This window comes from Vibrio hepatarius (assembly GCF_043642085.1).
In the GTDB taxonomy this organism is placed as follows: domain Bacteria; phylum Pseudomonadota; class Gammaproteobacteria; order Enterobacterales; family Vibrionaceae; genus Vibrio; species Vibrio hepatarius_C.
Map to the genome: position 1 here is coordinate 59,186 of NZ_JBHZSA010000005.1, position 26,645 is coordinate 85,830.

A 26,645-nucleotide genomic window follows, 5' to 3' on the forward strand; every position below is an offset into this window, starting at 1 on the left:
GTGGTTAACTTTCAGCTGCTCGTGGTTGCTTAAGTACTCTCTTGGTTATCAATTAGTCAGAGAGCCTATAAATGAATGCGCTACCCAAAGAATCCATGCCGCGAGAGAAGTTACTCTCACATGGTCCACATTCGCTCACCGATGCAGAGCTATTAGCTATATTTCTGCGCACCGGAACGCAGGGAATGAACGTACTAGCCTTATCAGACCACCTTATTAAAGAGTTTGGCTCGCTAAGAGCGTTGTTTTCAGCCGATCTTGATGAATTTTGTCATCATAAGGGTTTAGGTGTGGCTAAGTTTGTTCAATTGCAGGCGACATTAGAGATGACTCAGCGCTATTTGGCTGAAACTCTAAAGCGTGGTGAAGCGCTGACGAGCCCAGAACAGACCAAGCTCTATTTATCTGGATTGCTCAGAGATAAGCAGCGCGAAGAGTTTTATGTACTATTTTTAGACAACCAACACCGAGTGATATCTGGCGAGCCACTATTTCAAGGCACGATAGATGCAGCTTCTGTTTATCCTAGAGAGGTAGTGAAGCGCTCATTAGAGCACAATGCGGCAGCTTTAATTCTTGCTCACAATCACCCCTCAGGCGTTGCAGAGCCTAGCCAGAGCGACCGTAGAATTACTCGGCGTATCATAGATGCCTTGGCTTTAGTCGACATTCGAGTTTTAGACCATTTTGTGGTTGGAGATGGTGAAATTGTTTCCTTCGCAGAACGTGGTTGGATTTAAATCACATTTTTAGTTGTGAGTTCGCTGATTTCTGCTACAATCCCCCGACATTTTTTAGCACATAAATCAGCTCTGCCTAAAAAAGATCAGGAAAACCTGTAAAAAGGATCTGTTCGGGTCTTGAGCAATGCTACTCAAGTTAGTATAATGCGCGACCTTTGATAGCCTTGTATGGGTTTCCATAGCGGTATAAGACCTCAAACTTCTAATTTAGAAACTGAGAGGTTCGGCCACCAAGGTTGATATCGAGCTGAAACGATTTTGGAGAAGACATTCATGTCACGAGTATGCCAAGTAACTGGTAAGCGTCCAGTAACGGGTAACAACCGTTCACACGCACGCAATGCTACTAAGCGTCGTTTTCTGCCGAACCTACAAACTCATCGTTTCTGGGTAGAGAGCGAAAAACGTTTTGTTAAACTACGTCTATCTGCTAAAGGTATGCGTATCATCGACAAGAAAGGCATCGATGCTGTTCTTGTTGATATCCGTGCAAACGGCGAAAACGTTTAAGAGGAAATAGACAATGGCAAAGAAAGGCGTACGTGAGAAAATCCGTCTAGTATCTTCTGCAGGTACTGGTCACTTCTACACGACTGATAAGAACAAGCGTAACATGCCAGGCAAATTTGAGATCAAGAAATTTGATCCAGTAGTTCGCCAGCACGTTATGTACAAAGAAGCTAAAATCAAGTAATTGATTCTTCTTTGAACTTCCTTCGGGAAGCGTGAATTGAAACCCAATCATAGCAATATGGTTGGGTTTTTTATTACCTGCAATTTATACTCAGTGTATCTAATTCAAATACTTAAGCGGCGCTAGTGCCTGCCAAGGAAATGATATGCGAGTGTCACCTGCCCGTCGCCGACGTTGGAACAACATCCTGATTCTGGGCATTATTGCCTTTATTGGTTTACTGAATCTGCCAACGTTAATCAAAACCTACTTAATTGATGAGCCAGCGGTTGTCGGTCAACACCCGTATCTACTCAATCCAACTCAAGATCTTCAAGCGCTGCATTTTTCGAATTGGTCACTAGAAAATAACCAAGGCCGTTGGCGAAGCTCTAGTCCTAGTGCGATTCCAGAAGCTGACCTCGTAAAACGCTGGCAAGAGCTGGTTGGTACAGAGGTAAATCAACAAAGCTTTGAAGATTTGAAGCCTCAATTAGGTTCACCTGAAACTATCGAGGTGTGGTATTTCGATCAAGAAGAGCCGCAAAGGATCACTTTTTACCAAACTCCACAGTTTTGGCTGCTGAAAAATTGGCAAGGTAAGTGGATAGCAATCTCGGTCGAACCTCGTTATCTTATGCCTCAATAACCACATCATAGGACCTTGTCATGCCTGAACTACCTGAAGTTGAAGTCAGCCGGATGGGAATTTCTCCGCATTTGATTGGAGAAACCGTCGCCAAACTGACGTTTCGCACTCCAAAGCTGCGTTGGGATATTCCCCAAGAATTAAAGCAGATGGAAGGGCAGGTGATTCGTAACATCTCTCGTCGAGCTAAATACTTGCTGATTGAAACTGATGTTGGCTGTGCAATTGTCCATTTAGGCATGTCTGGTTCACTGAGAGTACTGGATGCTGAAATAGCGCCTGCCAAACATGATCACGTCGATCTCAAGCTTACCAATGGAAAAGTGCTGCGCTACAACGACCCAAGACGTTTTGGCGCTTGGTTGTGGACGGAAGATGGCAATCATACAGCGTTAGGTACAATGGGCCCTGAGCCTTTGACTGATGAATTTAATGCTGACTATATAGCTGAAAAAGCCAAAGGGAAGCGTGTCGCGGTGAAGCAATTCATTATGGATAACAAAGTGGTTGTCGGTGTAGGGAACATCTACGCCAATGAGTCTTTATTTGGCGCCAGAATTCATCCAACTCGCCCAGCAGGCAAGATCACCAGCAAAGAATGGGTGTTACTGGTCAGTGAGATTAAGCAAGTCCTAGATACTGCCATCAAACAGGGTGGTACAACCCTCAAAGATTTTGCTCAAGCCGATGGAAAGCCGGGCTATTTTGCTCAGGAATTGTTAGTATATGGGCGCGCAGGGGCGTCTTGTATAAGGTGTAACGAAGTTATATCAGAACAGAAAATAGGGCAGAGAAACTCATTCTTTTGTGAAAACTGCCAAATATAATACCTTACTAGCAATGAAAACTAACGCAGTACTAAAGATGCTTAAATCGATTTCTAGAACCCTTCTTTATCTCCCTCTTGTGTGGCTAGCGGTTGGGATTATCTGGCTGCCTCAAGGTAGTAAACCTATGGTGGCGATCGTTCTACCTATTGTTCTACTCTATGTTTCAATTCATGGATTTCAAGAGATAAAAAGGAATTTTACAGATAATTATTGGCTTGTAGGTATATGCCTGTCTTCAGTATTTGTAAGCGTATCTTATATTACTCATGGTGCCAGTAGCCAAGAGCTAAGAGGATTATTAATCGCATTGTTTTATTTATCAGTATTGCCTACATCGTTTATCAATCTGAATAAAGCGCAACTGCTTATTTTTTTAGCTTCATTATCTTCATTTATCTTATCTACTTGGTTTTATTTTATCGAACCAACGGATAGGATCTTTTGGCCAAGTAACCCAGTTCCACTGGCAATACACCAAGGGCTAATTTATTTGCTAGCGGCAGCTTTACTTCTTATAAATAGCAGTAATAAAAAAATATGGCTGCTTGTTGCTGCCATGGTGCTAAGTGGTTTTTCAATTTTATTGACAGAATCACGAGGTCCAATACTAGGTATTATATTTTTGAGTTTGTTGTTCGTGGTTGTACTAATATATCAAAAGAAAATTGGTACTAGCTACATTTTGATGATTCTATTGGCTACATTAGCAATAACCTTTATGGCAAAAGATCCGATTGTGTCTCGAGTCTCTGATACTTCGGCTGAAATCGACAAGATTAAACATGGGAACTTGAACTCATCAATTGGCCTTAGAGTTCAAATGTACTTAGCTGGCTTTGACTTGTTTCTTCAGAAGCCTATCTTGGGGCATGGCGAAATTTCTTCAGAATATGCAGCGAAGAATGCTCCTGGATACAGTAGTGAAGCTTATGGGTATATGAAAGGGCACTTTCATAATAATTATATTGATAAGTTAGTTAAATCTGGGGTTGTTGGAGTTATTATTTTAATGTTTTTATTACTTTATCCTCCATATCTCGCAGCTACTCAGTATAAAAGGTATTTTGGAGTATTAGTGCTTCCTTCGGTTTACTTTATGATTATGAGCTTATTTGATAGCCCTTTTAGAAACGGGGACACCACAGTTTTGTACTTGATTGCAATGGGCCTAACTATTCAAATGATTAGCGATAAAAACAATAAATTAGGCGTCAAGGCTTAGCAGTTATGAAAATATTCTATTACTTTAAACACTTCGGCTTGGGGTTGATGCCTTCTTTCTTTTTTATGCGATATAGAAAAGCACTAGAAAGCAGGTATGCAGATAAGAAGGATGATATTCAGATAAGAGTCAGTTACTACTGTAAACTTGATTCAGGCCTACTACCGTCAAGCTTCAAGACTCCTATAAAGTCTTATAAGCGCAAAGGCTATACATCTTACTACTTCGATCTTAAAGAGTTTCTGCACTACTTCCCTAAATCATATCGATTTAACTACTATTTTGGTGATGAAACTCATGTAGAGCCTGTTCCTACCCTTTTCAAAGCTAGGCCAATTGAAGGCGATAACTCCAATTCAGTGCTATTCAAGCTAGATAAACGCAGGCACTTCCGTTTTGTAGAGGATGAACTTAGCTTTACTGACAAAAAAGATGCAGCAGTATTTCGAGGTGCGGTTACTCAGCCACATCGTATTCGATTTATGCAGGAAATGTTTGACCACCCCTTAGTTGATGCTGGTCAGTCAAACAAGTCAGATAAACACCCTGAGTGGCAAAAGCCATTTATGTCTGTTGAAGAGCAGCTTCAATATAAGTTCCTGATTTGTTTAGAAGGAAATGATGTTGCTTCCAATTTAAAGTGGGCAATGTCTTCAAATTCAGTAGTGGTTACACCCAAAATGAAGTTTGAAACTTGGTTTATGGAAGGAACTCTTCAAGCAGGTGTTCATTATATTGAAGTGAAAGATGATTGGTCTGATTTTGAAGAAAAGATTCAGTATTACATCGATAATCCACTAGAAGCTGAAAGAATCGTCAGAAATGCTCATGATTATATCGCTCCATTTAAAGATGAGAAGCTAGAGCAATTAGTATGCATTAAGACATTAGAACGATACTTCGAGCTATCTGGGCAGTTAGAGAAAAAGTAAGCAATGGAAAAAATTCTAATCGTAGGCCCTTCTTGGGTTGGTGATATGGTCATGTCTCAGGGTTTGTATATTGAGCTTAAAAAACAGTATCCCGAATCTCATATCGACGTGCTAGCTCCAGCATGGTGTAAAGCTATCCTTGAGAGAATGCCTGAAGTTGACCAAGCGCTAGAGATGCCGCTTGGTCATGGACAGTTTGATCTCAAAACTCGTTACCAAATGGGTAAGCGATTAAGAAGTTCAAACTACACCCAAGCTTATGTCTTACCTAATTCTGCTAAGTCAGCACTGATTCCATTTTTCGCCAAAATACCTCAACGAGTTGGTTGGAAAGGGGAAATGCGCTTTGGCCTTATCAATGATATTCGCACCAATAAAAAGTCGTTCCAGTATATGCTAGAGCGCTATGTTGCTTTAGCTCATTCAAAATCTGCGATGACAGGCAGTGGGTGCTTAGGTGAGTTGAAAGATTTGCCGTATCCAGCTTTAAGTTTACAGGCAGAAACTCAGCAAGCAGCAATGAAGCAGTTTGAGCTTACTGAAGAGCGTCCGATTCTTGGTTTATGTCCAGGAGCTGAGTTTGGGCCAGCTAAGCGTTGGCCTGAGGGGCACTTTGCTCGCGTGGCTTCAGAGATGATTAGTAAGGGCTACCAAGTCTGGCTATTTGGATCAGCAAAGGATCGTGAAGTGACTTCTGCGATTATAGAACAGGTCGCTTCTGAGAATCAGCAACATTGCTACAACCTAGCGGGTAGTACTTCTTTAGTTCAAGCTGTCGACTTGATTGGTGCATGTAAAACGGTTGTGAGTAATGACTCAGGGCTAATGCATGTCGCCGCTGCGGTTGGCTGTAATGTAGTTGCGGTATATGGTTCAAGCTCTCCGAAATACACCCCACCACTCACTGACAAACTGGCTATTCTAAATACAGATATCGACTGTCGCCCTTGTTTTGAACGTACTTGCCCCAAGCAGCACCTTAAATGCTTACAAGAACTTATGCCAGAGAGGGTTGTTGAGGCAATCACTAAACTCGATGCTTTGGTAGTAGGTTAATGGCTGTATTGGTTCGCTTAGCTTATACCTTGTTACTAGCGTGTGTTAGCCCCTTGCTACTTTGGGGGCTGTATCGTTCAAAACCGAATAAACCCAAGTTCGGGCAGCGATGGAAAGAGCATTTTGGCTTTACACCCGAACTAGATACTCCTAGCAAAGGTGTCATTTGGGTTCATGCTGTTTCTGTCGGGGAGGTACTGGCAAGTAAGGGGCTAGTGAGTTGTTTGGCCGAGCAATACCCGGACAAGCAGCTACTTGTTACTACGACAACCAGTACTGGCGCTGAGCAAGTTTCTAAATTGGGTAATCATGTTTCCCATCGATATATGCCAATCGACTTCTCTTGGTGTGTACGTAAGTTTCTTAACGCTATTAAGCCTGAAGTAATGCTCATTATTGAAACTGAGTTATGGCCTAACACTATACATACTGTCGCTTCGTACAATGTACCTATAGTGCTTGTGAATGGGCGTCTTTCTCAGAAGTCATTTTTAAATTATCGGAAGCTTAGCTTACTGATATCACCAATACTGCAGAAACTGTCGAAAATAATGACCGTTCACGGTGATGATGCTGAGCGCTTTCGACAATTAGGAATCAGTAGTAAAAAGGTTATTGCTACTGGTTCGATAAAGTATGATGTCAAAGCTGACGAAGAGGCATACCACCAAGGCCAAGAGCTAAAGCTTCAATTTGGTGATAACCGCAAGGTCTTGGTTGCAGCAAGCACGCATCTGGGTGAAGACGAACAAATCCTTTCTGCTTTTAAATCTGCAAAATTGGAACATCCAGAATTACTACTTGTACTGGTTCCACGCCATCCTGAGCGTTTTGACTCTGTGGCTGAACTTATAAAAAGTCAGCAGCTGTCTTTGGTTAGGCGAAGTCGCGGAAGTTTAGATAGGTTACCTGAAGGTACAGATGTCTATTTGGGTGATACTATGGGGGAAATGATCAAGTTTCTTGCAGCTAGTGACCTTGTTTTCATGGGGGGGAGCCTTCTCGGAGATAAGGTGGGTGGGCATAACTTTATCGAGCCCGCTACGCTCTCTAAGCTGATTATTACCGGGCCAAGTTATTATAACTTTGCTGATCTTGGTCAGCAGCTTATTGCAGCAGGTGCTCTAGAAGTCGTCGAGGATGAAGAGCAATTATCCAACAAGGTTATTGAGTGCTTATCGTCACCTAAAAAGTTAGAGCTAGGTGGTAGAGTGGCTTTGTCCGTTGTAGAAAAAAACCAAGGTGCGCTTCAGCGTAGTATCGATATTATCAACAGAGTTATAGAGAGTTCTAAGTGATCAAAACATTCATCATTCACGTCAGCAAAGGCTATGAAGAACGACGTAAGCATATTGATACACATCTTCCTTCTCGAGGTATCAATGAGTATGAGTATATGCTTCGAGGTGATATCGATGATCTTAGTGATGCCGTACGTAATGAATTCTTTACTGACTCATTGCGTTTGCCAGAAAAGTCTTGTTTCTATAAACATTATTTAGTTATGAAGCGAGTTGTGGAAGAACGTATTCCGCAAGTGTTGGTTCTTGAAGATGATGCGTTGCTCGTAGATGGGTTCTTAGATAAGTTACGCTCAGTTTTGTTGGAAATTGATGGTAAAAAAAACTACGTAATCAATATTGAGGATGCAGCGAGTGCCGTGCCGATATCAGTAAGAAATAAAGATCAACAACTATATTTATGTAAAACTAACAAGCTGACGGGTGGTCTTGTATACGATTATGATTTTGCTAAAACGTTGGTTTCTTACATTGAGTCAAGCCCAGTTGATGCGCCTATAGATGGCTTTATTGGTAACGAAAATGATAAGTTAGGTTACTCTATATACTGGTGCCAACCACCGCTCGTAGCTCAAGGTAGCAAAAGTGGACTTTTTTCTAGTGAGCTTAATGGGGCTAAATCAGGTGTATATGCGTCGATTAGAAGTGCAGTAAAAGATTTTTATCGACGAGATATTCGAAGTCACTTAAGTCAAAAACAAAAAAGATTGTTTGAGATTCCTGAGGGGAAAAAATGAGAAATGCAATAGTATCTATCGTATATGGTGACGATCTTACATACTATAATGGAGCGAAGTTTAGTCTCATTTCCTTTTTGTCGAATACCCCTAAAGAAAACTGGCCAAAGGTTTTTATTTTGACAGAGAAACCTGAGTTTTTCTCAGATTTACCTTTTACGGTCTACCCCATCTCTCCAGAGCAAAAGGCAGAGTGGACATGTGGTGGCAAGTATCACTTTAGAATTAAAAATCGTGGATTAAGGTATATTATTGATCTTATTCCAAGTGAGGTGGATAAGTTATTGTTCTTTGATGCTGACACTCACTTTAAGTCAAATTCAGTCGAGCTCTTTGAACTGATTGACGATAAGAAGGCTGTTCTCTTCTATCCAGAGACGAACATATATAATGTAAGTACAAAGTCAGAATATGGGAAGCTGAAAGGGAAAAAGATTTCTATTACAGATTGCAGTAATTATGAAGTTTCCCCTTCCTCAACGATGTGGAATTCAGGAGTTATTGGCGTCACAAGGTCGATGATGAACAATGTAGATTATGCCGATGATCTTATTCTAGGTATGATGCATCTAGACTGTCAGGCTCATACTATCGAGCAATTCGCTTTATCTGAAGCTTTGGCGAAAGACTTTGAACTTTCACCAGCAAGAGAGTACGTAAATGATTATTCTACGAGTGGTCAAAAGAACTGGGCTCGTATTGTTCTACAGCAGTTCTTTGATGAAAATGGCGACAAGCCTTTTGAGACACAGGTTCAATTGGCTAAAGAAATAAGCTTTAAAAGGCCATTGTCGGAAGTGATTCGTGGGCATATATACAAGAAGAAAAAAAAGCTGCGTAAGCTTTTTGGCTTAAAAGAAGAGTAAATTGGTAGCATTGTCAAAAGAAAGGTAGTACAAAAAATTCAAGTCCCCTAGGTAACATTTGATTTTCGGTGGGGGCTGGTAAATAGCTACGATTTATTAGATTGAAAGTAGGCTAAACAATGAAAATTTTAGTAACTGGTGGGGCTGGTTTTATTGGCTCTGCTGTTGTTCGTCATATTATTGCAAACACTACGGATAGTATTGTTAACGTAGACTGTTTGACATATGCAGGTAATTTAGAATCGTTAGTATCTATTGAAAACAGCAAACGCTACTCTTTTGAGCAAGTAAACATATGCGATAGAGTAGAACTTGATCGTGTGTTTTCTCTGCATAAGCCTGATGCTGTGATGCACTTAGCTGCAGAATCACATGTTGATCGTTCAATTTCGGGCCCTGCAGCTTTCATTGAAACCAATATCGTTGGGACTTATACCCTATTAGAAGCAGCACGAGCCTATTGGAGTAAGTTAGACAGCCAAAACAAACAAATGTTTCGTTTTCATCATATTTCCACTGATGAGGTCTATGGTGACCTTCCTCATCCTGATGAAGTAGAAGCTGACGCTGACCTACCGATGTTTATGGAAACGACTCCTTATATGCCATCGAGCCCTTACTCAGCGTCAAAAGCTTCTAGTGACCACTTAGTTAGAGCGTGGCTGCGTACTTATGGTTTACCTACAATTGTTACTAACTGCTCAAATAACTATGGGCCATACCACTTCCCTGAAAAGTTGATTCCACTTGTAATCCTTAATGCTTTAGAGGGCAAGGAGTTACCAATATACGGTCAAGGTGATCAAATCCGTGATTGGTTATTTGTAGAAGATCATGCGCGTGCACTATACAAAGTAGTGACCGAAGGCAAAATTGGGGAAACCTATAATATTGGCGGCCACAATGAAAAACAAAACCTTGAAGTGGTACAAACCATTTGTTCTATATTGGATGCTTTAGTGCCTAAGGATGAGCCCTATGCAGAGCAGATTACTTATGTTCAAGACCGTCCTGGTCATGATCGCCGCTATGCAATTGACTCTTCAAAGATGCAAAAAGAGCTTGGTTGGTCACCTGTTGAAACGTTTGATACTGGCTTGAGAAAGACCGTTCAGTGGTATTTGAATAACTTAAAGTGGTGTCAAAATGTTCAAGATGGTAGTTACCAGCGTGAACGTTTAGGAGTGGACTCAGGATATTCACAGGAAAATACGTAATGAAAGGTATTGTTTTAGCTGGTGGTTCAGGTACTCGTTTGTATCCTCTGACTCGAGGTGTGTCCAAGCAACTTTTGCCTATTTACGATAAACCAATGGTATTTTACCCGATCTCAACTCTCATGTTAGCGGGTATTAAAGACATCTTGATCATCACTACACCAGAAGATAGCGATGGATTTAAACGCTTGTTAGGTGATGGCTCTGATTTTGGCATTAATCTAGAGTACGCCATTCAACCAAGTCCTGATGGATTAGCACAAGCTTTTATTATTGGTGAAGAGTTTATAGGTGGCGACAGTGTTTGTTTGGTGCTAGGCGATAATATATTTTATGGTCAATCGTTTAGTAAAACTCTGAAGAATGCAACAGAACGAGAGAGCGGTGCAACGGTATTTGGGTATCAAGTTAAGGATCCTGAGCGCTTTGGTGTTGTCGAATTTGACGCTGATATGAAAGTAGTCTCTATTGAGGAAAAACCTACTAACCCCAAATCAAAATATGCAGTGACGGGTTTATATTTCTATGATAACCGTGTTGTGGAGTTTGCAAAACAAGTCAGACCATCTGTGCGCGGCGAGTTGGAAATTACGTCAATCAATGAAATGTATCTCAATAATGATTCACTAAATGTAGAGCTACTTGGTCGTGGTTTTGCGTGGCTTGACACGGGGACTCACGAAAGCTTGCACCAAGCTTCTTCATTTGTTCAAACTATTGAACATGTTCAAGGTTTGAAAGTTGCGTGCCTTGAAGAAATTGCATGGCGGCAAGGCTGGCTATCAAGCTCTGATATTGAACGACTAGCAAAGCCAATGCTTAAAAATGAGTATGGCCAATATTTACATAAGTTGGTGAATGATGAAGCTAATTGAGACGAAACTGAGAGGTGTGTTTCTTATTGACCCTCGTGTATTTGAGGATGATAGAGGCTTTTTTATGGAAAGTTTCAATCAGAGAGAATTTGAGGAGTCTATAGGGAAAAAGGTCGATTTTGTACAAGATAACCACTCCAAGTCCGGTAAAGGTGTCCTTAGAGGTTTGCATTATCAGACACAACATACACAAGGTAAATTAGTTCGAGTCGTACGAGGAAAAGTTCTAGACGTTGCAGTGGATTTGAGGGTAAATTCCCCTACCTTTAAGCAATGGCAAACGTTCGAATTAAGCGATAGCAATAAGCTCCAATTGTGGATTCCAGAAGGTTTTGCTCATGGCTTCTTGACTTTGACAGATGAAGTTGAATTTCTCTACAAGACAACGGATTACTATTCTCCTGAACATGAAGTTGCGCTTGCTTGGAATGATCCAGAACTATCTATTGATTGGCAAATGCCAGAAGGCGAACTAACCATTTCTGACAAAGATAAAAACGGTGTCTTGCTTAAAGACACTCAATTTTTTATTTAACTTAGGGTATAGCAATGACTACACAACTATTCGTACCAAAATTCCGTGTAGAAGAGTGTCTAGAGCACGTAAGAGAGTGCCTTGAAAAAGGTTGGACTGGAATGGGCTTTAAAACTGTTGAAATTGAAGATGAGTGGAAGCGCTATACAGGCCTACCTAATGCTCATTTTCTAAGTTCTGCGACAGCGGGCCTTCATTTAGCCTTTGAAGCTCTAAAACGTAAACACGGATGGGAAGACGGTAGTGAGGTAATCTCTGCTTCATTGACTTTTGTATCAACTAACCATGCAATAAAATATGCTGGCTTAGAGCCTGTATTTGCAGACATAGATCAATACTTATGTCTTGACCCTAAAAGTATCGAAGAAAAAATAACAGAGAAAACGAAAGCTGTTGTTTTTGTTGGCTTGGGTGGGAATACCGGGCAGTTAGAAGCAGTTGCTAAGCTGTGTAAAGAGAAAGGGCTATCATTAATTCTTGACGCAGCCCATATGGCTGGTTCAAGACTGCATGGTAAGCATGTAGGTCATAATGTTGATGTTACTGTATTCAGCTACCAAGCAGTGAAAAATATGCCTACTGCAGACTCTGGTATGATTTGTTTTTCTGATGAAGCTGACGATCTGCTCGCTAGAAAACTAACTTGGCTTGGCATCAATAAAGATACTTTTGCTCGTACTGCAGCTCAAGGTGCGTACAAATGGAAGTATGACGTTGAAGACTTGGGCTTCAAGTATCATGGTAACTCAATTATGGCTGGTCTTGCTCTAGTCTCTTTGAAATACCTAGATAACGATAACTCTTATCGTCGTCAACTAGCGAAATGGTACCGAGATGAGCTTGAATCAGAAGAATATATTACGGTGGTTCCAATTGCTCCAGGGTGTGAGTCTTCAACCCACCTTTTACAAATTAGAGTTGCGAATCGCGATGAGTTACTAGTGAAGTTGAATGAAAATGGAGTTTATCCAGGAGTTCATTATACGGATAACTCAGAATATGAAATGTACAAGAGCTGTGGTCGTTGTCCAGAAGCGTTGCGCGCAAGTGATGAGATCATTTCACTTCCGATGCATATGGGCGTTACTCAGCAAGACGTTGTGAAAATTTGTAACCTTGTGAAAGAATACTCAAGATAATGAAAAACGTAGTATCACCATATATTTCTGGCGATATTACGCTAAGAATGTTAGAGGAAAGAGATCTTCCTCTAACATTATCATGGCGTAATAATGCGAATGTAAGAAAGTGGTTTAAAAGCTCTGCTGAAATAGACTTTGAATCTCATAAGGCATGGTTTGAGTCATACAAAAAGAAGTCAGATGATTACGTATTCATCTCTGAGGTTAGCGGTAGTGTAGTTGGTCAGCTTGCTGTCTATCAGATTGAAAGTAATAAGGCAGAAGTAGGACGCTTTATTTCTTCACCTGATATGAGTGGCAAAGGGCTGATGAAGTTAAGTCTTCAAGTATTTCTTGAGTTTATTGCAACAACCTTTGAGCTAAAAGAGATTTTTCTTGAAGTCTATGAAGACAATGAACGTGCTATAGCACTGTATAAAAAGCTAGGATTCAAAGCCGTTACAGTTATTGATGGACTTATTCAAATGAGGTTAGCCTGCAATAACTAACCTATGTATTTGAATCTATTTTGAGTTTCCACTTATACGAGTGCTATAGCCTTCTTCTAGGCTTGGCCAAGCATAATCTGGGAGCTGGATTTTACCGAGCCGAACTTCTTTGTCAAAAGAACGTTTGAGGCGTTCTAGGTTGCTCTGCTTCCAGCCATTATCTTTCTCTTCGGCTTTACACTTATCAAAGTCGATAATCCAAGCCTGGTTGCTTTGGTCGATCAGAATATTGTGAATATTAAGGTCGGTGTGATTGACGCTAGCATCATGCATTTTCTTTATTTCCCAACCGACTTTCTTAAAGAGCTCTTTAGATAGCACTTGTTGAGATAGTAATCCGACAAGGTCATTAGCATTACTGATTCGTTGAACAATAATATCCGCTTGATAGGTTAGACCGTTTTTCGTAATTCGTGCGGCAATAGGGGCTGGCACGTTTACATTACACTCGATAAGCTGGCGTAATAGCTTTAGCTCTTGATAGGCTCGCGTATCTTCGAGTGAGGTAAACCAATAGCGATCTTTGATGAGCTTGCCAAATAGCCCACCTCTGCGGTAATGCCTTAGTGCAAACTCACCTTGTTCCCCTTGTACGAACCAAGTTGTGCCACGTCCTTGAGCGCTGCCGGTCACAGCCTTGTTCTCTTGCCAATATTCGATAGAGAAAGCCTGTTCAACATTTTCTGGCAAAAGCAAAGGGTCATGCCAGTATGTGGTGTTATTGATTTGTGTTTGCTCGAACATCTATCTCTGTCTCGACTTGGTTAGTTTGTGGCATACTAGACGGATGATTATATCAAACACTTGCCACAAATGAGCCTCTCAAATAATTATCGAAAGATTCTTGTCATCGCAACACACTGCATTGGAGACAGTTTGTTGATTACAACCTTTACTCGTAGCCTTCGAGCGGCGTACCCAAACGCTCAAATCGACGTTCTGGTGAATGCGAGAGGTGAGATGGTGTTTGGTACTAACCCTGATATTAATGAACTGGTTGAAATTCCACCTCGGCCAAAGGTCAAAGATTACTTGCGCATTCTTCGTCAGCGTGGGCGTTATGATCTTGTCGTCAATGAAATGATCAATGATCGCACTGCTATCTACAGCTTTGTGTTTGGTAAAAAGCGCTTAGGAGCTGTGGATGAGTCTCTTGGGGGGGCTTGGTTAAAGAAGTTTATCTTTAATCATCATATTGTTGAGCAACATCGTTTTGAACATAAAATGAGCCGCGCAGCGCGGATGCTGAAATTGATAGGGGTTGAGATCGAACCTCGACTGATTTCTCCAGAAGAAGCGTTACCTAATGAGGTAATGAAGAAACTACCCGACTCTTTCATTGTGGTCCATGCGCCATCATCCAATGAAATTAAGCAATGGCCAGTTAACTATTGGCTAGAGGTGATAACAGCGCTCTTAGAGGATGGATATAAGATAGTGTTGACTGGGGCTGATATTCCACGCGATAGAATGGTCGTGGAAGAGATTCTTGCCGCTTTACCTGAATCACCAAATCTAGTGAGTGTTCTTGGGCAATTAACTCTTGCTCAAACATCAAGCTTGTTAAAAATGAGCCAAGGCTTTGTTGGTCCTGACAGCGGGCCTGGGCATATGGCATCAGGCTATCCCATCCCAATTGTTTCGATTATCAGTGTTGCGCCTGCGAGCATGTGGTCACCTTGGCCATACGCCTTGTCTGTCGATGTGGACAAGAATCTTTATACTAATGGCACGCCTTCTCAAACTGTAGGCAATATTCGTTTGGTTCAGTCACAGCGAGAATGTGTACCTTGTTATGGCAATAAATGTAAGATCAGTGATGATTTATATTCTCCATGCCTACAAGATATTACCCCTGATGCCGTCCTCGACGCTGTTAGAACAATGATTCCTTTGCAAGAGAGCAAGTAAATGATTCCTGAACCACAAAGTATCTGTGTATTGAGGCTCTCTGCGATTGGTGACGTTTGTCATGCGCTTTCTGTCGTGCAGCAGATTCAACAACGCTATCCGAGTTGTAATATTACTTGGATAATGGGAAAAATTGAGGCGCAGTTATTAGGTGATCTTGAAGGCATTAACGTTGTTGTCTTCGATAAAAAGCGCGGTTTTAAAGGAATGCAAGAGGTATGGCAGCAGCTTAAAGGGCAGCGCTTTGATTACCTACTACATATGCAGGTCGCACTGAGAGCAAGTCTGTTAACGCTTGGGATAAAAGCAAGAAAGCGAGTTGGATTTAGCTGGAATAGAGCAAAAGAAGGTCAGTGGTTATTTACTAATGTTAAGCTGCCTGCAACAGATGCACCCCATGTCCTCGACAATTTCGCTCAGTTTGCCCTTTACTTGGATTGCCCGGCCCAAGAGCCCAAATGGAATATCCCTCTTTCCGAGAGCGATTATTCAACGCTGGCTCAACTTGGTGGTAAGCCCTATATTGTGATTAGCCCAGCAGCGAGCAAAGATGAGCGTAATTGGCTTCCCGATCGTTATGCGAGTATTGCAGATTATGCGGCTGGAAAAGGTTATCAAGTAGTGCTTTGTGGTGCTCCCACTGATAGAGAGCATCGTTTAGCTGATAGCATCATAGGTTTTGCAAAGACATCGATTCATAATCTTGTTGGACAGACCAACTTAAAGCAATTAACCGCGGTACTCTCTAAATCAGAAGTGGTGATTGCTCCAGATTCAGGCCCCGCCCATATTGCGACGACGCAAGGTACACCTGTTATTGGTATCTATGCTCATAGTAATCCTCGCCGAACAGGACCTTATAATAGTTTTCCATATGTGGCTTCTGTTTATGATCAAGTTGCAGAAGCACAATATGGTAAAGCTGTCTCTGATTTACCTTGGGGTGCGAGGGTAAAAGGGGCTGACTTAATGTCGAACATCTCTGTTGAGTTAGTCGAGCAGCAATTAGATAAAGTATTGACTGCACCACAAGCTGAAAAGTCAGCGGTGCAATAAGAAACGGAATATATAGGATAGTTATGCGTATCGCCATCTACCCAGGAACTTTCGATCCAGTGACCAATGGTCATTACGACTTAGTAAAACGAGCAGCGAGTATGTTCGATCACCTCGTGATTGGTGTTGCAGAAAGCCCGAGTAAGAATACGTTGTTCTCTCTTGAGGAGCGAGTAGCACTGCTGAGAGAAACTTGTTCAGAACTCAACAATGTGTCAGTAGATGGTTTTAGTGGTTTACTGGTTGATTTTGCAACAGAAAAAAAAGCGACGATATTGGTTCGCGGCTTGAGAACAACAATGGACTTTGAGTATGAGTTTGGTTTAACGACCATGTATCGCCGTCTTAAGCCAGAACTTGAAAGCTTGTTTCTAACACCTGCTGAAGAGTATGCGTTTCTTTCTTCTACTCTTGTTCGTGAAGTCGCGATTCATGGCGGTGAAGTAGAGCAATTTGTTCCCAAGTGCGTTCATCGTGCGATTACCAAAAAGTTAGCGGCTAAATAGTAAAGAGAGTCCAATGAACATACTGATTTATACTCATGCGACTTTACCTGTAGTGAATTACGGTGGCACTGAGCGTGTAATATGGGATCTTGTCTATGCGCTTCATCTGCAAGGTCATAAGGTTACGCTTCTTGCTGGAAAAGGAACCGTTTGTGATTGGGCTAGGTTAATCGAGTATAACTCAGAGATGCCACTTGAAAATCAAATTCCTAATGATGTTGATGTCGTGCATTTTCATGGTAATTTTGAGCCTATTTCGCGTCCTTACGTGATGACTCAACACGGTAATTCAAACGGACCTATCGATCCAAATACAATTTTTGTTTCTTTACAGCACGCTCGTAATCATGGAGCGCAAGCATACGTACATAACGGTCTGAACTGGGATAACTACCTCAAGCCAGATTTAAACGCTGACCGACAGCGCTTTCACTTTTTAGGCAAGGCGGCATGGAGAGTTAAGAATGTTCAAGGGGCGATTGATATAACCAAGCGCGCTGGTGAGCAACTTGATGTTCTGGGTGGCCATCGTCTCAATTTCAAGATGGGCTTTCGTTTGACACTAGACCGTCATGTCCGTTTCTTGGGGATGGTTGATGATACGACTAAGTCGCAAGTGATGACCAAATCTAAGGGGTTAATCTTTCCTGTAACTTGGCATGAACCCTTTGGACTAGCAATTACAGAAAGTCTCTACTTTGGTTGCCCTGTGTTTGGTACTCCTTATGGCTCACTTCCTGAACTCGTGAGTCGTGATGTCGGTTTTTTATCTGATAAGCAGTCAGAGCTTATTGAAGCAGTCGGTCGCTCTTCAAACTTTGCTCCGACTACTTGCCATGAATATGCACAAGACTTGTTCAACGCGGATGTAATGGCGAAAGCGTATGTTGCTTATTATGACAAAGCTGTATCAGGAGCTACCTTAAACCCTAAGTTAGGAAATGTACTCCCTTCTTTTAAAAGGCTGTCTTATGAAAAATAAAAAGATGACAATGGCTTTTGTAGGCTATAAAGAAAAATATGAGCAGGATGAGATATCGGTACTTGCCGAGAAGCAGGTTACACATCATGTTAAATTAAGTAGATGGTTAGTGAAGCTTATATCTTTTTTATCTTGTTCTAATAAGAATGTGTACCATGCGATTTATGGCTACTTGATTAGGAATAAGTTAAGGGGTATTAAAGATCTAGATATTATCTTTTCGACGGACTCATTAAGAGATATTAAAGCTATATCCCCCTTAAGTATAAGGAAGGTTCTAGTGTTTAGGAACGTGACAGATGGAAGTTTGAATAAGCACTTAGATGATTTTGATGTTTTTACATTTGATAGTAATGATGCTGAGAGATATGGTTTTAAATTGACTAAGGCTCCATTGCCTCTGTTAAGTAATATAGGGGTAGCTCCCAAGCCTCCTAGGTATGATATCTCTTTTGTCGGAGTTGATAAAGGAAGGGCAGACTACATCAATTCAATTAAAAGTAAGCTTGAGGATTATAGTTGTCATTTTTTGGTGTTTCCTAATAAACCTAGATTGACCTATAGAGAGTATTTATCTGAATTATTGGATGCGACTTGTGTTTTGGAAGTGCCGATTGATGGGCAGGTGGGAGATACGATGAGGGTGAAAGAAGCATTGTTTTCAAAAAGAAAGATAGTTTCAAGTAACGTTAGCCTCTATCATCACCCTCTTTACACTGAATCCAACTTTCTGATATATAAAGACTTGGATGATCTTGAATGTAGGTTGAGGCCCTTTTTAGGTATCCCTTTTGACGATAGTGTGGTGGAGAAAATAGCCCAGTATTCTGTCGATAACGTATATGAAAGATTGATAGCAGAGTAAATCAGCGGCTCTATTTATTCTTCCATAACCCTACGACTTATCCCGAGTAAGCCAGTAGCTCTTTTCTTAGCAACTGGCTTGACTCTGAAGAGTATTAATAACCAATATATGGGTCAATACCATGACGTCTTGTTTTCAGTAATTTAAGTATCCACATATATTGCTCTGGACGCGGATTGACAAATTGTTCGACCACTTCATTCATGACTCGAGCGTCTTTATGCTCATCGCCTGATAAGTCCTCAATTGGCGCTTTTATCTCAATTTCATATTTACCAGTTTCGATATTGTAGCTGGCAAAAGTTGGAACAATCTTGGCGCGGCTCACTTTAGCCAGCTTACCTAGCCCCGGTAGTGTGGCTTTTTCTGTCGCGAAAAAATCAACGAAAACGCTTTGTTCGGGGCCGTGGTCTTGGTCCGGTAGGTAGTAACCCAAATAGCCATCTTTTACCGATTTAATGAACGGTTTGATACCGCCACTTCGGTCATAAACTCGGCCACCATATTGGACTCGCTGTTTATGCATCAGCCAATCAGTTAAAGGGTTTTTCTGGCTATTGGCCATCGCAGACACTGGCAATCCACGTGATGCTAGTAAGATTGCTGGAATATCAATACACCAAGAATGTGGTACGAGCAAAATAGCACTCTGATTGTTGTCTCTTAGTGTGTGTAGGTGTTCAATTCCTTTTATCTCGGAATGCTTTTCAAGCCATGTTTTGCTTCTAAGAGTGATAGCTGGAAAACCGAGTAGAAATGCTCCGGCTGTCGTTAAGCATTTTTCTAGGATAGCTTCACGTTCTTGCTCTGACTTTTCTGGGAAGCAAAGCGATAAGTTAATACGAGCTTTTTGAATAGAGCCTTTTTTCTTCTGACATAGTTTCTTTGCGACAAAGGATGCCACTGAAGCCCTAACGGAGTTAGGGAGTAAAGAAATAGGTAACCCAATCAATAGCCCAAGCCATGTACCCCAATGCTTGGGAGCAAGGAACGCTTTCTGGAATGTTGGGTTATATGCTTTAGGGTCGTAGTCGTTGCGATCTGTAGTCACGAAAAACCTTTATCTGACAAGAAAAGAAAAAAGCCAAGAGTTATTGCTAAGATAACGTCTTGGCTTTCAATCAGCAAATAGTTCGATCAGCTGTTAATCAAGCTCATATATTCAGCAACGCCTTCGGCGACTGTTTTGAACTGGTGATTGTAGCCTGCAGCGCGAAGTTTCGTTAGGTCTGCTTGAGTAAATTCTTGGTATGCGCCTTTAAGGTGTTCAGGGAATGGGATAGTTTCTACTTCACCTTTACCATGAAACTTAATCACAGCTTTAGCCACTTCTTCGAAAGATTCCGCATTGCCTGTACCTAGGTTAAAGATACCTGACTGGCCGCTTTCCAAAAACGATAGGTTTACTGCTGCAACATCGCCAACGTAAACAAAGTCACGCTTGAGAGTTTCGCTGCCTGCAAATAGCTTTGGATTTTCGCCTGCGTTCATCTGGTTGTTTAGGTGGAAGGCAACAGATGCCATTGAGCCTTTGTGTTGCTCACGCGGACCATAAACGTTGAAGTAACGGAAACCAGTAATTTGAGACAGTTGTTCACCATGCTCTTCAGCATCTTGCCAAATGCGGCGTACGTAGTTATCAAACTGTTGCTTTGAGTAGCCGTATACGTTTAATGCGCCTTCGTACTCTTTCTCTTCAATGAAAGTGTCAGTTTCACCGTAAGTTGCCGCTGAAGAGGCATACAGGAAAGGAATTTCACGCTCTAAACAGAAATGTAGCAGCTCCTTTGAATACTCATAGTTGTTGAGCATCATGTACTTGCCATCCCATTCAGTCGTAGCAGAACAAGCACCTTCATGGAAGATTGCTTCGATAGGCCCAAAGTCATCACCGGCCATAACTTGAGTTAGAAAATCGTCACGGTCCATGTAGTCTGTGATGTCTAAATCAACCAAGTTCTGGAACTTTTTACCGTTCTTAAGGTTGTCGACTACCAAAATGTCGTTAATGCCTTTTTCATTCAGTGCTTTAACGATGTTGCTGCCAATCATGCCAGCACCGCCTGTTACGATGATCATATATAAATCCCAACTCAATAATGAAACTGACTTGAGTATACCATGCCAACGAGATAAGTCGTATATAGCGTTTGAAATAGGGTTATTGTTTGGGATAGTCGCTTATGAATGTTGTATGTAGTATTATTGTGTAAGTTAAATTATACAGCCGAATAAAAGTCAAAGGCTTTTATATTTTTGGTTTGAGTTTTAATTGCTAGTAGACCAAAAAGGCAGAAGGTAAGGAAGAAAGAGTATTATGACTATCACGACAGAGCGCATGACCCATCTTAAGCAGCTAGAAGCTGAGTCTATTCATATTATGCGCGAAGTTGCGGCTGAGTTTGATAACCCAGTTATGCTTTACTCTGTCGGCAAAGACTCTTCAGTTATGCTCCATCTTGCAAAAAAAGCGTTTGCGCCAGGCATTCCCCCATTCCCTTTAATGCATGTTGACACAACATGGAAATTCAAGGAAATGATTCAATTCCGTGATTACATGGCTGAGAAACTTGGTGTGAAGCTGATTGTTCATCAAAATCCTGAAGGTTTAGCGATGAACATTAGCCCGTTTGTACACGGCAGTTCAAAGCATACTGATATCATGAAAACACAGGGCCTAAAACAAGCACTAGACAAGCATGGTTTTGATGCTGCATTTGGTGGTGCACGTCGTGATGAAGAAAAGTCTCGTGCTAAAGAACGTGTTTATTCTTTCCGAGATGAACACCACCGCTGGGATCCTAAGAATCAACGTCCAGAACTTTGGAACATTTACAACGGTAAAGTAAATCAAGGTGAGAGCATTCGTGTGTTCCCTCTGTCTAACTGGACAGAGCTTGATATCTGGCAATACATCTACCTAGAGAACATTGAGATTCCAAGTCTTTATCTAGCGAAGAAGCGCCCTGTCGTTGAGCGTGATGGCATGCTTATTATGGTTGATGATGAGCGCATGGAGCTTAAAGAAGGTGAAGTAGTAGAAGAGAAAATGGTTCGCTTCCGCACCCTTGGTTGCTACCCGCTGACAGGTGCTGTGGAATCAGAAGCTGCCACACTCCCTGAAATTATTCAAGAAATGCTCCTAACCACGACTTCAGAACGCCAAGGTCGAGCGATTGATCACGATAGCTCTGGCTCGATGGAGAAGAAAAAGCGTGAAGGTTACTTCTAACTAACCCGCGATATTAAAGATTGTAAGTTGTGTTTGTGACCGCTCTAGTTATTGTTGGTTTATTACTCTGCCTGATATTTACTCAATATCGGGCAGTGTCGCTTTTTGTTGCCGCTACGATAGTGTTGTATTTGTTTGGGCTAATAGAACAAGGCGAACTTTTATCCAATGTAACGAATAGCGCAGTATTGACCTTAATTGGTTTGATGATAGCGTCTCTCGCTTTAGAGAAAAGCTACTTACTGCCATGGCTGTCAAGTAAGGTGTTCCATGTTAGTTATCCGAAAACACTGTTTAATTTAGCGATTTCAACAGCGCTAAGTTCTGCTTTTCTTAATAACACCGCAGTGGTCGCGACGCTAATGGCGGGGGTTCAACGAAACCAAGAACATGCGCCAAACCGATTACTTATACCACTATCCTACTTCGCCATATTAGGGGGAACCCTCACACTCATTGGTACGGCAACTAATTTAGTCGTCAATGCACTATTAGTTGAGATGGGGCAACCTGAATTAGGCTTTTTTGACTTTCTTCCTGTTGGCTTGACTCTGTTACTTTCAGTTGGATTTATCATTGCCATTAGCTGTTCACGCCTTCGTTCTACCTCGACACACTCAGCACAAGCTCCGGGCTACTTCATCGATGCCGAGGTAAGTGAATCAAGCAAATTAGTAGGTAAAACGGTAAGAGAAAATCAGCTGCGCTCCCTCGAAGGGTTGTTTTTAGCAGAAATTGTGAGAGGCAAACAGCTTATTTCTCCAGTGACCCCTGAAACAATCATTGAAGCAAAGGATAAGCTCGTATTTACGGGGGATGTTGGCAATATTAAGCAGCTTAAATTGCTCGATGGAGTAGAAATTTTTGCTGACAATAGCCAATTGTTGAGCAGTAACTTGACTGAAGTGATTGTGAGTCCAGAATCGGTATTGATTGGAAAAACACTGAAAAGTAGTGACTTCCGTTCTCGCTTTGATGCTGCGGTCGTAGCAATAAACCGAGAGGGGCAACGCTTATCTGGTAAATTAGGTGAGCAAGTTATTCAATCTGGCGATAAATTGGTATTAGCCGTTGGGCAAGATTTCAATAAACGCCAAAACCTCACACGTAACTTTTTTATACTCAGTGGTATTGAACTCAATAACACACTGACAGTGAAGCAAAGCTTTTTCGCCATTGGTGGTTTTGTTGCAGCAGTTTTTACTTCCGCCTTAACATCAATCAGTTTGGTGGAGGCGATTGGTGCATACATTATTGCCATGATAGGGATGAAAGTGATTGATGGCACTACCATTCGCCGTCGTTTCCCTTTTGAGCTGTGGCTTATTTTAGTCTGTGCACTCTCAATCGCACAATCATTTAGTGACTCTGGTTTGGCAAACTCGGTAACTGAAATTCTTTATCACTCACTAGGAACGAGCTCACCTTACGTGGCGCTGGCAGTTCTTTTTATCGTCACAGTGGCAATGACGGAAGTGATTACTAACACCGCCGCCGCCGCGATTATGTTGCCGATTGGGGTGGCATTAGCGAATGTTTATCAAGTGAGCACAATGCCTTTTATTATGGCGGTCGCTTATGCGGCAAGTGCGTGTTTTATTAGCCCTTATGGCTATCAAACAAATTTGATGGTAATGAATGTAGGGGGATATAGCTTTAAAGATTTTATCCGAGTAGGTTGGAAAGTCTCGTTGAGCTATATCGTCGTAGCACTTATTGCTATTCCACTAATATTTCCCTTTTAATGAATTATGAGTCCATACAAAAAAAAGCAAAATGAGTCAGTGAGTGATGATATTGTTTGGCACAATGCGACAGTATCTCCTCAAGAGCGTTCAACATTAAAGCAACAGCAACCTGTCGTGCTTTGGTTCACTGGGTTAAGTGGCTCTGGTAAGTCAACGGTTGCTAATGCGGTTGAGAAAAAATTGCTTGAGTTAGGCAAACATAGCTACCTACTTGATGGTGATAATGTACGCCACGGGCTCAACAAAGATTTGGGCTTTAGTGATGAAGATCGAGTCGAGAACATCCGCCGCATTGGTGAAGTGGCCAAATTGTTTGTTGATTCCGGTGCGATTGTGCTGACTGCATTTATTTCTCCATTTATCTCAGACCGAACTCAAGTACGAGATCTGTTAGATGACGGGCAGTTTTTGGAAGTGTTTATTGATACGCCATTAGAGATCTGCGAGCAGCGCGATCCTAAAGGCTTATATAAAAAAGCGCGCGCGGGTGAAATTAAACACTTTACAGGTATAGATTCTGAATACGAAGCGCCAACTTCTGCTGAAATACATGTCAAAACAGCGGACGCAACGATAGAAGCGTGTGCACAGCAGATTATCGATACACTGACTGAAAAAGAATATATTTAATATGCATTACGATGTTTTTAATGGTGATGCAGATGGCATCTTATCTCTTCTTCAACTGCGTAAGTATGAGCCGAGGAGCTCTACTCTAATCACCGGGGTTAAGAGAGATATCAAACTATTGCAAAAGGTCGCTAGCGAGGAAAATGTAAGCGGTGTGACGGCCTTAGATATTTCAATGGAAAAGAACCTAGATGCCCTTCATGAACTGCTAGATAGAGAAATACCGGTTTTCTATTGTGATCACCACCGTACAGGGGAAGTGCCTCAAGCTGATAACTTTACCGCTTTGATTAATCTCGATGCCCAGATCTGTACCAGTTTATTGATCAATAAACATATCGGTGGTCGTTACGTACATTGGGCTATTGCAGGCGCTTTTGGTGATAACCTAAATGCTCAGGCAGAAAAGTTGGCTCAGGATTGTGAGCTGCAAGTTGAACAAACTGAGTTTTTAAAAGAACTCGGTGTGTTAATCAATTACAATGGTTACGGCTCAAGCTTATCTGACTTGCACATTGAACCAGCAGAACTGTTTGTTCAACTTATGCAGTATGAGTCACCATTTGACCTGTTAGCAGACACAACTTCTCCATATTACTTGTTGAAACAAGGATATGAAAGTGATGCAACCAATCTAGAAAAGCTAGAAGCAAGCTTTACCACTCTGTCAGCGGAAGTGTATGTATTGCCTTGTGAAGCTTGGGCTAGAAGAATTAGCGGCGTATTTGGTAATCAGTTGGCCAACCAATCACCAAGTAAAGCACATGCAGTTTTAACCCTGAACGCAAGCGTAGAAGACTATACCGTCAGTGTAAGAGCTCCTTTAGAAAATAGAACGGGTGCCGATGAAGTGTGCAGTCAATTTGCAACTGGTGGGGGCCGAAAAGCCGCTGCAGGTATTAACCAATTACCAAAACCTGAAGTGGAAAGCTTCGTTCAGGTTTTAAATGAATTTTATAAGAAGTAGGAATAGGACATGTCACACTCTTCAGAGCTTATTGCTAAAGATATCGAAGCATATCTAAAAGTACATGAAAACAAGGATCTATTGCGTTTTCTAACGTGTGGTAATGTGGATGATGGTAAATCAACACTCATTGGTCGCCTACTTTATGATTCAAAGCTGATCTATGAAGATCAAATGGCCGCGATTGAGAAAGACTCCCAGAAGTTTAATACAACTGATGAAGCATTCGACTTAGCGCTTCTTGTGGATGGTCTTCAATCAGAACGTGAGCAAGGTATTACTATCGACGTTGCTTACCGCTACTTCTCTACTGATAAGCGTAAGTTCATTATTGCTGATACTCCTGGGCATGAGCAGTACACACGAAATATGGCGACCGGTGCTTCGACCTGTGATTTAGCGATTGTGATGGTTGATGCTCGCCGCGGTATTCAAACGCAGACACGTCGCCATAGCTATATTTGCTCTCTATTGGGTATCAAACACATTATTGTCGCGATCAACAAAATGGATTTGATGGAGTATAGCCAAGAGGTATACCAGCAAATTAAAGCTGACTATCGTGAAATGGCAAAGAACTTCAATATTGATGATATTCGTTTTGTGCCAATTTCGGCTCTTAAAGGTGATAACGTAGTAACACCAAGTGAAAAAATGGATTGGTACCCGGGCGCGACATTAATGAAGTTGCTAGAAACGGTTAAAGTTGATAAGGACAAAAACCTAGAACAAATGCGCTTCCCTGTGCAATACGTGAACCGACCAAACCTAGATTTTCGTGGCTTCTGTGGCTCTTTAGCGTCAGGCCTAGTTCAGGTAGGCGATGACGTTACAGCGCTGCCATCAGGCAAGTCATCTAAAGTGAAATCGGTGCTTACGCACGACGGCGAGCTAGAAATGGCACAGCCAGGTCAAGCGATTACTATCACACTTGAAGATGAGATTGATATCTCTCGTGGCGATATGATTGTTCATACCGGCCATGAACCTAAAGTGACCAATCAGTGCGAAGCTCATCTTGTTTGGATGGGTGAACAGCCAATGCTGACGCACAAAGAATACCTGTTTAAATTTGCAACTAAGAGCTGTTCAGGCAAGGTTGCAAGCATTGCCCATAAAGTGGATGTAAACACGCTAGAGAAACATGCTGAAGATGCTGAAAGTTTAGAGCTTAACGAGATTGCGCTAACTAACATCAAGCTTACTGACAACGTAGCGATGGATGAGTACAGGCAATTACCACAAACCGGCGCATTTATTGTGATTGACCGCATTAACAATGTGACCGTTGGTGCGGGTATAATCAGCAAGGTATATGATGAAAAGGGCAATAGTGATGAACGGGTTTATACTGAATCAGAAAAAGCTCTAAACAAATTAATTCGCCAGCAATTTCCAGAGTGGGAATGTAAGAACATTTAATAAACCAGAAGCCCCATACTAATATAATATGAAAAAAATAATTGAATTTAAGAAGTGTTT

29 protein-coding genes are annotated in these 26,645 nt (G+C 41.6%); 26 read left to right on the top strand and 3 right to left on the bottom strand.

Annotated elements, in window-relative coordinates:
• The first annotated feature begins 71 nt into the window (after positions 1 to 71).
• From radC to ACHUFZ_RS12190, 16 genes are all read left to right on the top strand, one after another.
• On the top strand, positions 72 to 740 hold the full coding sequence (radC, locus tag ACHUFZ_RS12115; RefSeq protein WP_394127378.1) for a RadC family protein: 669 nt from the start codon (positions 72 to 74) through the stop codon (positions 738 to 740).
• 276 nt (positions 741 to 1,016) lie between these two features.
• Entirely contained in the window at positions 1,017 to 1,253 is a 237-nt protein-coding gene (gene rpmB / locus ACHUFZ_RS12120) for a 50S ribosomal protein L28 (protein WP_004410867.1), read from the top strand.
• A gap of 13 nt (positions 1,254 to 1,266) precedes the next feature.
• Positions 1,267 to 1,437: a 50S ribosomal protein L33 gene (gene rpmG, locus ACHUFZ_RS12125; RefSeq protein ID WP_004410866.1), complete on the top strand. Its 171-nt coding sequence runs from the start codon at positions 1,267 to 1,269 to the stop codon at positions 1,435 to 1,437.
• A gap of 145 nt (positions 1,438 to 1,582) precedes the next feature.
• Positions 1,583 to 2,065, top strand: coding sequence for a hypothetical protein (locus ACHUFZ_RS12130; protein ID WP_394127379.1), 483 nt, complete (start codon positions 1,583 to 1,585; stop codon positions 2,063 to 2,065).
• Between the two features lie 20 nt (positions 2,066 to 2,085).
• Entirely contained in the window at positions 2,086 to 2,892 is an 807-nt protein-coding gene (gene mutM, locus ACHUFZ_RS12135; RefSeq protein WP_394127380.1) for a bifunctional DNA-formamidopyrimidine glycosylase/DNA-(apurinic or apyrimidinic site) lyase, read from the top strand.
• A complete protein-coding gene (locus ACHUFZ_RS12140) occupies positions 2,873 to 4,117 on the top strand; it encodes an O-antigen ligase family protein (protein ID WP_394127381.1) in 1,245 nt (414 codons plus the stop codon). The genes mutM and ACHUFZ_RS12140 overlap by 20 nt, the downstream gene beginning before the upstream one ends.
• Positions 4,118 to 4,122: 5 nt before the next feature.
• Positions 4,123 to 5,049 carry a glycosyl transferase family 90 gene (locus ACHUFZ_RS12145; protein ID WP_394127382.1) on the top strand — a complete coding sequence of 309 codons (927 nt, stop codon included), beginning with the start codon at positions 4,123 to 4,125 and terminating at the stop codon, positions 5,047 to 5,049.
• Positions 5,050 to 5,052: 3 nt separating this feature from the next.
• The gene (waaF, locus tag ACHUFZ_RS12150; protein ID WP_394127383.1) at positions 5,053 to 6,105 is read left to right on the top strand and encodes a lipopolysaccharide heptosyltransferase II; all 1,053 of its coding nucleotides are present in this window, start codon (positions 5,053 to 5,055) and stop codon (positions 6,103 to 6,105) included.
• Positions 6,105 to 7,403 carry a lipid IV(A) 3-deoxy-D-manno-octulosonic acid transferase gene (waaA, locus tag ACHUFZ_RS12155; protein ID WP_394127384.1) on the top strand — a complete coding sequence of 433 codons (1,299 nt, stop codon included), beginning with the start codon at positions 6,105 to 6,107 and terminating at the stop codon, positions 7,401 to 7,403. The genes waaF and waaA overlap by 1 nt, the downstream gene beginning before the upstream one ends.
• Positions 7,400 to 8,143 (top strand): glycosyltransferase family 25 protein, encoded by a 744-nt coding sequence (locus ACHUFZ_RS12160; protein WP_394127385.1) that lies wholly within the window; start codon positions 7,400 to 7,402, stop codon positions 8,141 to 8,143. Before waaA ends, ACHUFZ_RS12160 begins: the two co-directional genes overlap by 4 nt.
• A complete protein-coding gene (locus tag ACHUFZ_RS12165) occupies positions 8,140 to 9,009 on the top strand; it encodes a glycosyltransferase family protein (protein WP_394127386.1) in 870 nt (289 codons plus the stop codon). Before ACHUFZ_RS12160 ends, ACHUFZ_RS12165 begins: the two co-directional genes overlap by 4 nt.
• Before the next feature lie 119 nt (positions 9,010 to 9,128).
• Complete coding sequence (rfbB, locus tag ACHUFZ_RS12170; RefSeq protein WP_394127387.1) at positions 9,129 to 10,226, top strand: dTDP-glucose 4,6-dehydratase; 1,098 nt, start codon at positions 9,129 to 9,131, stop codon at positions 10,224 to 10,226.
• Positions 10,226 to 11,101 (top strand): glucose-1-phosphate thymidylyltransferase RfbA, encoded by an 876-nt coding sequence (gene rfbA / locus ACHUFZ_RS12175; RefSeq protein WP_394127388.1) that lies wholly within the window; start codon positions 10,226 to 10,228, stop codon positions 11,099 to 11,101. The genes rfbB and rfbA overlap by 1 nt, the downstream gene beginning before the upstream one ends.
• Positions 11,088 to 11,636 carry a dTDP-4-dehydrorhamnose 3,5-epimerase gene (gene rfbC, locus ACHUFZ_RS12180; RefSeq protein WP_394127501.1) on the top strand — a complete coding sequence of 183 codons (549 nt, stop codon included), beginning with the start codon at positions 11,088 to 11,090 and terminating at the stop codon, positions 11,634 to 11,636. Before rfbA ends, rfbC begins: the two co-directional genes overlap by 14 nt.
• Before the next feature lie 14 nt (positions 11,637 to 11,650).
• The gene (locus ACHUFZ_RS12185) at positions 11,651 to 12,775 is read left to right on the top strand and encodes a DegT/DnrJ/EryC1/StrS family aminotransferase (RefSeq protein ID WP_394127389.1); all 1,125 of its coding nucleotides are present in this window, start codon (positions 11,651 to 11,653) and stop codon (positions 12,773 to 12,775) included.
• Positions 12,775 to 13,266, top strand: coding sequence for a GNAT family N-acetyltransferase (locus tag ACHUFZ_RS12190; RefSeq protein ID WP_394127390.1), 492 nt, complete (start codon positions 12,775 to 12,777; stop codon positions 13,264 to 13,266). Before ACHUFZ_RS12185 ends, ACHUFZ_RS12190 begins: the two co-directional genes overlap by 1 nt.
• Positions 13,267 to 13,281: 15 nt before the next feature.
• On the opposite strand, the gene ACHUFZ_RS12195 is transcribed toward ACHUFZ_RS12190, so the two are convergent.
• A complete protein-coding gene (locus ACHUFZ_RS12195) occupies positions 13,282 to 14,010 on the bottom strand; it encodes a 3-deoxy-D-manno-octulosonic acid kinase (RefSeq protein ID WP_394127391.1) in 729 nt (242 codons plus the stop codon).
• Between the two features lie 69 nt (positions 14,011 to 14,079).
• Here ACHUFZ_RS12195 and ACHUFZ_RS12200 point away from each other — a divergent pair, with 69 nt between their 5' ends.
• The 5 genes from ACHUFZ_RS12200 to ACHUFZ_RS12220 are packed head-to-tail and all read left to right on the top strand — an operon-like array spanning position 14,080 to position 18,586.
• Complete coding sequence (locus ACHUFZ_RS12200) at positions 14,080 to 15,177, top strand: glycosyltransferase family 9 protein (protein ID WP_394127392.1); 1,098 nt, start codon at positions 14,080 to 14,082, stop codon at positions 15,175 to 15,177.
• Positions 15,178 to 16,233: a glycosyltransferase family 9 protein gene (locus ACHUFZ_RS12205; protein WP_394127393.1), complete on the top strand. Its 1,056-nt coding sequence runs from the start codon at positions 15,178 to 15,180 to the stop codon at positions 16,231 to 16,233. It begins immediately after the preceding gene.
• Between the two features lie 23 nt (positions 16,234 to 16,256).
• Positions 16,257 to 16,739 (top strand): pantetheine-phosphate adenylyltransferase, encoded by a 483-nt coding sequence (coaD, locus tag ACHUFZ_RS12210; RefSeq protein WP_053438737.1) that lies wholly within the window; start codon positions 16,257 to 16,259, stop codon positions 16,737 to 16,739.
• Positions 16,740 to 16,752: 13 nt separating this feature from the next.
• Positions 16,753 to 17,721: a glycosyltransferase gene (locus tag ACHUFZ_RS12215; RefSeq protein WP_394127394.1), complete on the top strand. Its 969-nt coding sequence runs from the start codon at positions 16,753 to 16,755 to the stop codon at positions 17,719 to 17,721.
• Positions 17,711 to 18,586 carry a WaaS/CpsH family glycosyltransferase gene (locus tag ACHUFZ_RS12220; RefSeq protein WP_394127395.1) on the top strand — a complete coding sequence of 292 codons (876 nt, stop codon included), beginning with the start codon at positions 17,711 to 17,713 and terminating at the stop codon, positions 18,584 to 18,586. Before ACHUFZ_RS12215 ends, ACHUFZ_RS12220 begins: the two co-directional genes overlap by 11 nt.
• Positions 18,587 to 18,680: 94 nt before the next feature.
• Here ACHUFZ_RS12220 and lpxM read toward each other — a convergent pair whose 3' ends face one another.
• Positions 18,681 to 19,637 (bottom strand): lauroyl-Kdo(2)-lipid IV(A) myristoyltransferase, encoded by a 957-nt coding sequence (lpxM, locus tag ACHUFZ_RS12225; RefSeq protein ID WP_394127396.1) that lies wholly within the window; start codon positions 19,635 to 19,637, stop codon positions 18,681 to 18,683.
• A gap of 86 nt (positions 19,638 to 19,723) precedes the next feature.
• Positions 19,724 to 20,665, bottom strand: coding sequence for an ADP-glyceromanno-heptose 6-epimerase (gene rfaD / locus ACHUFZ_RS12230; RefSeq protein WP_394127397.1), 942 nt, complete (start codon positions 20,663 to 20,665; stop codon positions 19,724 to 19,726).
• A gap of 238 nt (positions 20,666 to 20,903) precedes the next feature.
• Between rfaD and cysD the strand changes: the two genes are divergently transcribed.
• From cysD to cysN, 5 genes are read left to right on the top strand one after another with little or no spacing between them, the layout of a single operon-like run.
• The gene (cysD, locus tag ACHUFZ_RS12235) at positions 20,904 to 21,818 is read left to right on the top strand and encodes a sulfate adenylyltransferase subunit CysD (RefSeq protein WP_394127398.1); all 915 of its coding nucleotides are present in this window, start codon (positions 20,904 to 20,906) and stop codon (positions 21,816 to 21,818) included.
• 35 nt (positions 21,819 to 21,853) lie between these two features.
• Entirely contained in the window at positions 21,854 to 23,563 is a 1,710-nt protein-coding gene (locus ACHUFZ_RS12240) for an SLC13 family permease (RefSeq protein WP_394127399.1), read from the top strand.
• A 3-nt stretch (positions 23,564 to 23,566) separates the two neighbouring features.
• Positions 23,567 to 24,196 (top strand): adenylyl-sulfate kinase, encoded by a 630-nt coding sequence (gene cysC, locus ACHUFZ_RS12245; RefSeq protein WP_394127502.1) that lies wholly within the window; start codon positions 23,567 to 23,569, stop codon positions 24,194 to 24,196.
• 1 nt (position 24,197) lies between these two features.
• Positions 24,198 to 25,163: a DHH family phosphoesterase gene (locus tag ACHUFZ_RS12250; protein ID WP_394127400.1), complete on the top strand. Its 966-nt coding sequence runs from the start codon at positions 24,198 to 24,200 to the stop codon at positions 25,161 to 25,163.
• Between the two features lie 9 nt (positions 25,164 to 25,172).
• Positions 25,173 to 26,585, top strand: a complete 1,413-nt coding sequence (gene cysN, locus ACHUFZ_RS12255; protein WP_394127401.1) for a sulfate adenylyltransferase subunit CysN — start codon at positions 25,173 to 25,175, stop codon at positions 26,583 to 26,585.
• Positions 26,586 to 26,645 lie beyond the last annotated feature (60 nt).